The organism is Streptomyces sp. NPDC058092, from assembly GCF_042884935.1.
Lineage (GTDB): Bacteria > Actinomycetota > Actinomycetes > Streptomycetales > Streptomycetaceae > Streptomyces.
The window spans coordinates 54637-60636 of the sequence record NZ_JBHVSY010000038.1 but is presented as its reverse complement, the minus strand read 5'-3'; the positions used below and the strand labels follow the sequence as shown (position 1 = coordinate 60636).

Annotated in this window: 7 protein-coding genes and 1 pseudogene; 3 read left to right on the top strand and 5 right to left on the bottom strand. The window is 68.5% G+C overall.

The genetic code is table 11. The features are described 5' to 3' along the window. The first annotated feature begins 339 nt into the window (after nucleotides 1-339). On the top strand, nucleotides 340-984 hold the full coding sequence (locus ACFVV1_RS37940) for a transposase (RefSeq protein ID WP_389999354.1): 645 nt from the start codon (nucleotides 340-342) through the stop codon (nucleotides 982-984). A gap of 69 nt (nucleotides 985-1053) precedes the next feature. Here ACFVV1_RS37940 and ACFVV1_RS37935 read toward each other — a convergent pair whose 3' ends face one another. After that, complete coding sequence (locus ACFVV1_RS37935; protein WP_389999351.1) at nucleotides 1054-1581, bottom strand: DinB family protein; 528 nt, start codon at nucleotides 1579-1581, stop codon at nucleotides 1054-1056. Nucleotides 1582-1850: 269 nt separating this feature from the next. Beyond that, nucleotides 1851-2378 carry a hypothetical protein gene (locus tag ACFVV1_RS37930; RefSeq protein ID WP_389999349.1) on the bottom strand — a complete coding sequence of 176 codons (528 nt, stop codon included), beginning with the start codon at nucleotides 2376-2378 and terminating at the stop codon, nucleotides 1851-1853. 540 nt (nucleotides 2379-2918) lie between these two features. On the opposite strand from ACFVV1_RS37930, the gene ACFVV1_RS37925 reads away from it, so the two are divergent. Both ACFVV1_RS37925 and ACFVV1_RS37920 read left to right on the top strand, forming a co-directional pair. Then, on the top strand, nucleotides 2919-3155 hold the full coding sequence (locus ACFVV1_RS37925) for a winged helix-turn-helix domain-containing protein (protein WP_389999346.1): 237 nt from the start codon (nucleotides 2919-2921) through the stop codon (nucleotides 3153-3155). Nucleotides 3156-3195: 40 nt separating this feature from the next. Next, nucleotides 3196-4107: pseudogene (locus tag ACFVV1_RS37920) on the top strand (AMP-binding protein); the annotation flags it as partial. A 22-nt stretch (nucleotides 4108-4129) separates the two neighbouring features. On the opposite strand, the gene ACFVV1_RS37915 reads toward ACFVV1_RS37920, so the two are convergent. The 3 genes from ACFVV1_RS37915 to ACFVV1_RS37905 all read right to left on the bottom strand — a co-directional run bounded on the left by ACFVV1_RS37915 (nucleotide 4130) and on the right by ACFVV1_RS37905 (nucleotide 5745). Beyond that, nucleotides 4130-4351 (bottom strand): hypothetical protein, encoded by a 222-nt coding sequence (locus ACFVV1_RS37915; RefSeq protein WP_389999343.1) that lies wholly within the window; start codon nucleotides 4349-4351, stop codon nucleotides 4130-4132. A 75-nt stretch (nucleotides 4352-4426) separates the two neighbouring features. After that, nucleotides 4427-4981, bottom strand: a complete 555-nt coding sequence (locus ACFVV1_RS37910) for a GNAT family N-acetyltransferase (RefSeq protein ID WP_389999341.1) — start codon at nucleotides 4979-4981, stop codon at nucleotides 4427-4429. A gap of 35 nt (nucleotides 4982-5016) precedes the next feature. After that, entirely contained in the window at nucleotides 5017-5745 is a 729-nt protein-coding gene (locus ACFVV1_RS37905) for a hypothetical protein (RefSeq protein ID WP_389999363.1), read from the bottom strand. Nucleotides 5746-6000 lie beyond the last annotated feature (255 nt).

Genomic DNA, 6000 nt, shown 5'->3' with positions numbered 1-6000 from the left:
AGCGACGTGCGGCGAAAGTCGCATGCGTCGTTCGGGCTGGGGGCCGTTGGAAAAGGGCCTGCTCAGCAGGCACCTCGCCGACGGCCCACCAGTACCCTCTGGCACAACCTCAGCGAGGCCGCCGAGCGGAGCATCTCCCAGCACCGCCGATGCCTGCGAGTCCTGGTGCCCGAGACACCTGAAACGCCCGAGACAGAGCCCGACCCGGCGGAGGAGTCCTCCGGCTCACCGTGGCCGACCGGCCACCGGTTCGCCGACCGAACCCGGACCATGCATGCCACGATCCATGCCCTGGTAGAGGCAGGGCATAGCCGTCGCGCGATTCAGCGGCAGCTCGGCATGACGAGCCGAACCGTCAAACGGTACGCGGACGCCGCCCGGCCTGAAGACCTCTTCACCGGTCAGGGGCAGACCCGGACCTCGGTCCTCGACGAGTACAAGCCCTACCTGGACGACCGCTGGAACGAAGGCCGCACCAACGCCTGGAAACTATGGGAAGAGATCGTCCCACTCGGCTATCAGGGCAGCTACCAGCGCGTTCGCGCGTACCTCCGCCAGAAGCGCACCTCGCCGCGGCCCGTGACAGCCCGTCCTCCCTCGCCCAGGGCCGTCGCCGGATGGGTTCTCCGCCGCCCGGAAACCCTCTCCGAGACCGAACACCTCCACCTGAAGAACGTCCGGGCCAACTGCCCCGAGATCGACGCACTCACCGGGCATGTCCGGTCCTTCGCGACCATGCTCACCGAGCGCCAGGGTGAGCGCCTGCCGGACTGGCTCGCCGCAGTCAGACAGGACGACCTCCCCAGCCTCCACACCCTCGCCGCGGGCATCGACCGCGACCGCGAAGCCGTCATCGCCGGCCTCACCCTCCCCTGGAATTCAGGTGTCGTCGAAGGGCATGTCAACCGGATCAAGATGCTCAAGCGCCAAATGTTCGGCCGCGCCGGCTTCCAACTCCTCAGAAAAATAGTCCTGTTGTCGTAACAGCTAGTGACGGCATCACGACACTACTGGTGAATAAAGCCAGCCGAACAAGTTGTCGCCAACCGCATTTCACGCCCCGGCGACACCGTCGATGCGCTCCCGGATCAGGTCGGCATGGCCGTTGTGACGTGCGTACTCCTCAATCATGTGGACCATGATCCAGCGCAGTGAAACCCCTCCGTCACCTACGTGGCTGGCTTCCTGCTCAGACAGCCGACCGGAGTCGTCCAGCGAGGCGGCAGCGATGAGCTCACGCCCTCGACCGACCTCTGTCTGCCAGACCGCCATGGCCTCGTCGAGTCCTCGGCCATCCTCAAGTGCAAAGCCGTCGACGTTGCTCTCCCCGAAGACTGCGTGCACGTCCTGGCCGGCGAACACACGCTGGAACCAGTTGCGTTCCACCTCGGCCATGTGCTGGACGAGGCCCAGCAGTGTCATCGACGACGGCGCAGCCGAGGCCAGCCGCAATTGATCGTCTTTGAGACCTGAGCACTTCAGGGCGAGAGTGGCACGGTGAAAGTCGAGCCACGATTCCAGCATGGCGCGCTCGCCAGCATGTGCGGGTGGGATAGGGCGTCCATCCGGTGTCGAAGTCATGCCAGGACCCTGGCACACGCCGCCATGAACTTCGCGGTCCTTCGCTGGCGACGAACACTCGCTACCGCCCTCTCCCAACGAGCCACCTGGACTCTGCCGCTCGGAAATTCGAAGGCAAGGCGGATCACTGAGAGTGGTCGCGTCACAGAAGTTGAGCCAGAACCCCAGAACCCAGAACGAACAGCAGATGTTCGCCACTTCGGGATGCATCCCACCGAGCGCGGAAATCGAACTGCTCATCAGAAGTGACAGCGGTCAGCCCGGTCTGATCAGTCGCCGGCCGGAAGACGCTCGTGCTGGATGTCGTCCAACGCGGTCACAAGGCCGTCCAGGATCTCCACGAACTCCGGTACTGGGACTTCCACGACGAAGACGTGCCCTGCGTGCGCGGGATGCGTGAGCAGGTGCTCCTTGCGCCAGAACTCGAAGGTGAGTGTCAGGCTGTCCCGGTTGCGGAACAGCGAGCTGATCAGGTTGTCCGTGGTGGGACCCCATTCCAGTCCCCGGTACCGACCGCGGGGACCGGCATCGGTGTCGTGAGGTGTCTCGGAACCCAGCAGGAGACGCCGGTGGTTGACCTCGGCGGGCAAGTCAGGCCAGGGCAGCGGTGAACCCTTGCCAGAGCGCACACAGTTGGCGGTCTCCAGCACCGTGTGCCGGAACTGCGCAACGAAGGCCATGTTGTCGTCGCAGGTCAACCACTGTCCCGCCGCCCACAGGTCCACTCGACGCAATCCGTGATCCCGGTCGCCGATTTCGACGGCGAACCTGCGTTTGTCTCCCAGGGGTACTGTCACGCCAGGACCGTTTCAGGCTCCGCCCCCCGCCGCAAGCCTGTTGTTGGGGAGCCCGCCGGGCCGCGATGGGCGTGCTGCTCATCTTCGTGAATCGTGCAGGAGCCCGAGCCGTGACGGTGGTCACCCGGCTGTCAGACCCTCGGCCTACGGTGCACGTATGGAGATGGACAGCCCGCAGGACGTAGGCGCAGCGTTCGGAGCGGTGATCCTCGGCGGCACGGTGAGCGGGAAGCCGCCCCCGCCAGACTCCCCCCTCGGTCGAGTGCGCGCGTTCATCGCCGAGCATGGCGCCGACGCTCTCCGGACGGAGCACATTGGAGCAGCGCAAGAGGGGCGCCCCCTGCTCCCGTGAGCAGACACGACGAAGCCCCGACTCCTCACCTTCGAGGGGCTGGGGCTTCGTTGGTTCAGGCGGAGCGAGGTCAGGGCTGTACCGCCTGCTCTTCATGTAACCGGGCGGGCAGGCATCGAGCGCATCGACGATGCGATGTGCGCTCTACCCCGGTCGCGATGCGTAGTGCGCTGTACGACGATCGGCACATGACGTTTGAGCTGGACAGGCGCCGGGCCGTGTGGAAGCAACTCGCGCAGGAGATCAGGCGCCGGGTCGAGTTGGGGGAGTACCCGGCAGGCGAGGCGATCCCTTCCACCATTGAGCTCGCCGCCGAGTTCGACGTGTCCACCTCGACGATGCGCAAGGCCCTGGTGGCCCTGACTGAGGACGGGACACTGTGGGCTGAGCCGGGCATGGCGACGTACGCCAGGGACGCCCCGTAGACCCGATGGCGGAGCTTCCGGGGAAATTGCCCACAAACACTATCACTGTTTCGGCATGGTCATGGGCAACCTCGGCGCCACCTCGCACGGCGCCTGGATCGTGATCCCGGCGCCCTCCTTCGAGCCCGCCGCGGTGCTGGCCGCCGTGCAACAGGAGCGCTGCACCTCGCTCTACGGCGTCCCCACCATGTTCATCGCCGAGCTGAACCTCCCCGACTTCGCCTCGTACGACCTCTCCTCGCTGCGCACCGGCATCATGGCCGGATCGCCCTGCCCGGTCGAGGTGATGAAGCGGGTCGTCGCCGAGATGCACATGGACGAGGTGTCCATCTGCTACGGCATGACGGGGACCTCGCCGGTGTCCACCCAGACCCGCCGCGACGACGACCTGGAGCGCCGCACCGGCACGGTCGGCCGCGTCATGCCGCACATCGAGGTCAAGGTCGTCGACCCGGTGACCGGCGTGACCCTGGAGCGCGGCGCGGCGGGCGAACTCTGCACCCGGGGCTACAGCGTGATGCTCGGTTACTGGGAGCAGCCCGAACGCACCGCGGAGTCGATAGACGAGGGCCGCTGGATGCACACCGGGGACCTCGCGGTGATGCGCGAGGACGGCTACGTACAGATCGTCGGCCGGATCAAGGACGTGATCATCCGCGGCGGCGAGAACGTGTATCCGCGGGAGGTCGAGGAGTTCCTCCACGGCCACCCGAAGATCGCGGACGTGCAGGTGGTGGGCGTACCGGACGAGATGTACGGCGAGGAGATCCTGGCCTGCGTCATCCCGAGGGACCCGGCGGACCCGCCGCCCCTGGACGAGGTGACGGGCTACTGCCGCGACCAGCTGGCGCGCTACAAGATCCCGCGGCGGCTGCGGATCCTGGAGACCTTCCCGATGACGGTCAGCGGGAAGGTCCGCAAGATCGAACTGCGGGAGCGCTACGGCCGGTAGGACCGGATCGCCCCGGGCGTCGTCAGGCGGCCTCGATGATGTCGCCAGCCATGCCCCGGGTCGCGGCCGCCCATTCGATCAGCAGCACCTCGTAGGCGGCGGATTCCACGGACGACCAGTCCTGGCCGGCTCCCGCGTCGACCAACGCCCGTATCGCCTCGTTCGCCTGGGCGGCGGACGGGTGCGTCGGTCGGGTCGTGCGCGGCGGGCCGGTGGGCGGGGTCTGTCGTGGAGTTAAAACCATGGCCCTACCTTAAGGCCCGCCACTGACAACGGACCGAACATTTGTGGCCCCTGGCTCGAACGTGACCTATTGCACTCACTGTTGCCGGCCGGTTCCGCTGAGGCGCGGGTCGTGCTCGGCGCGCGGGATCTCGCGGCGCATGCAGACCCTCGGCCAGCGGTCCAGGCCGTGTTCCGCCTCCTCCGCCCTGATCTTCCGCAGCCCGTCGGTGAGTTCGGATTCCGCGAGCGCACGGAAGCCGAGGCGGGTGTAGTACGGGGCGTTCCACGGGACGTGGGAGAAGGTCGTCAGCGTGAGCGCGTCCAGCCGGCCGGCGGCCGCCCACCCGGCGAGATGGTCGATGAGCGTGCTGCCCAGTCCGCGCCGTGCGACGGCCGGATGGACGGAGACCTGCTCGATGTGGGCCGCGCCGTCGACCGGGTCGGCGATCAGATAGCCGAGCGGGCGGTCGTCGCCGTCCGCGGCCACCCAGGCACGGCCGGCCCGGCGGTAGCCGTCCAGCAGGTCGAGGGGCGGCGGATCGTCGTCCGCGACGGCGGTCATGCCGAGCGTGCGGAACGGTTCGCCGGCGGCGCGCTCGATGTCCTGCAGCAGCGGAAGATCGGAGCGGCGGGCGGTACGGATACGCATGCGGCCAGTATGGCGCCCGCGTATGACGGCCGGTCTCAGGCGCCGGTGCTGATCAGCTCGTCCGCAGGGGTGTTGACCGGCTGCGGCGTTCCCGTGAGGTCCATCGTGAAGAGCGGGATGCCGAGCCCGTCCGCGCGCGCCTCGGCGTCCTTGGCATAGCCCGCGAGTGAGAAGTGCACGCTCCTGGCGGACGCGGTCAGCGCGTGCAGCCAGAGGCATTCGACGTCGTGCAGCGCGGTCGGGCGGGTGGTGGCGTCGACCTGGGCGATCAGCCCGGTGGCCCGCAGGTCGATCCGCGCGGGGGAGCGCTCCGCGGGCTGTACGTCGTCGTGGTAGCCCAGCCACTTCAGATACAGGGCGGCGCCGGCGACCGCGTCGTGTGCCGTACGGATCGGCCGCGGCCGGAACGCCGGCCGGGGCGGCGGCGCGGTGCGCGGCAGCGGGATGTGGGACGGCCGGGCGGACCCGGTGCCGTCGGTGGGGGCGGCGGTGCCGTCGTGGGCCGTCACCGGACGGACCGGTATGCGCAGCACTGTGCCGCACGGGCAGCACAACTCCGGCTGCGGCCACTGGTCGAGCCGCCCGCAGCTACGGCAGCGCACCGTCACCCAGTCGTCGTTCCAGGTGCGGTGCGTGATCGGTACGACCGGGGCGCCGCGCAGCACGGGCGGGGAGGCCGGCGCACCGCACGGACACGGATAGACCGGCGTGCTGTACGCGTGGTCGCGGCGGCAGGCCGGACAGCGTACCGGCACCGACTCCACCATGGTCTCCCTCCGGCCCCGGGCGTGTGCCCCGGCGGCGGGCCGCCTCGGCGCGCCCCGACGCGCCGGAGCCGACCTGTACGGGCCGGCTCCGCTCCGTACCCCCATGGTCCACCAGGAGCGAGGCCCTGGGGAGCGACTTGGCGTACTTCGCGGACCGGCGCGCGCATCGGTCCGCGCCGCGCGGGCTCTCTTGACGGCCGCCCGGGCGCGCTTTAGATTGACTTCCGTATAACAGAATCAATTTTCCGCAAT

Bases quoted from the DNA above. Each gene is read 5' to 3' on its own strand.
- ACFVV1_RS37940 (WP_389999354.1), top strand. From the start codon at position 340: ATGACGAGCCGAACCGTCAAACGGTACGCGGACGCCGCCCGGCCTGAA.
- ACFVV1_RS37935 (WP_389999351.1), bottom strand. From the start codon at position 1,581: ATGACTTCGACACCGGATGGACGCCCTATCCCACCCGCACATGCTGGC.
- ACFVV1_RS37925 (WP_389999346.1), top strand. From the start codon at position 2,919: ATGACGTTTGAGCTGGACAGGCGCCGGGCCGTGTGGAAGCAACTCGCG.
- ACFVV1_RS37915 (WP_389999343.1), bottom strand. From the start codon at position 4,351: ATGGTTTTAACTCCACGACAGACCCCGCCCACCGGCCCGCCGCGCACG.
- ACFVV1_RS37910 (WP_389999341.1), bottom strand. From the start codon at position 4,981: ATGCGTATCCGTACCGCCCGCCGCTCCGATCTTCCGCTGCTGCAGGAC.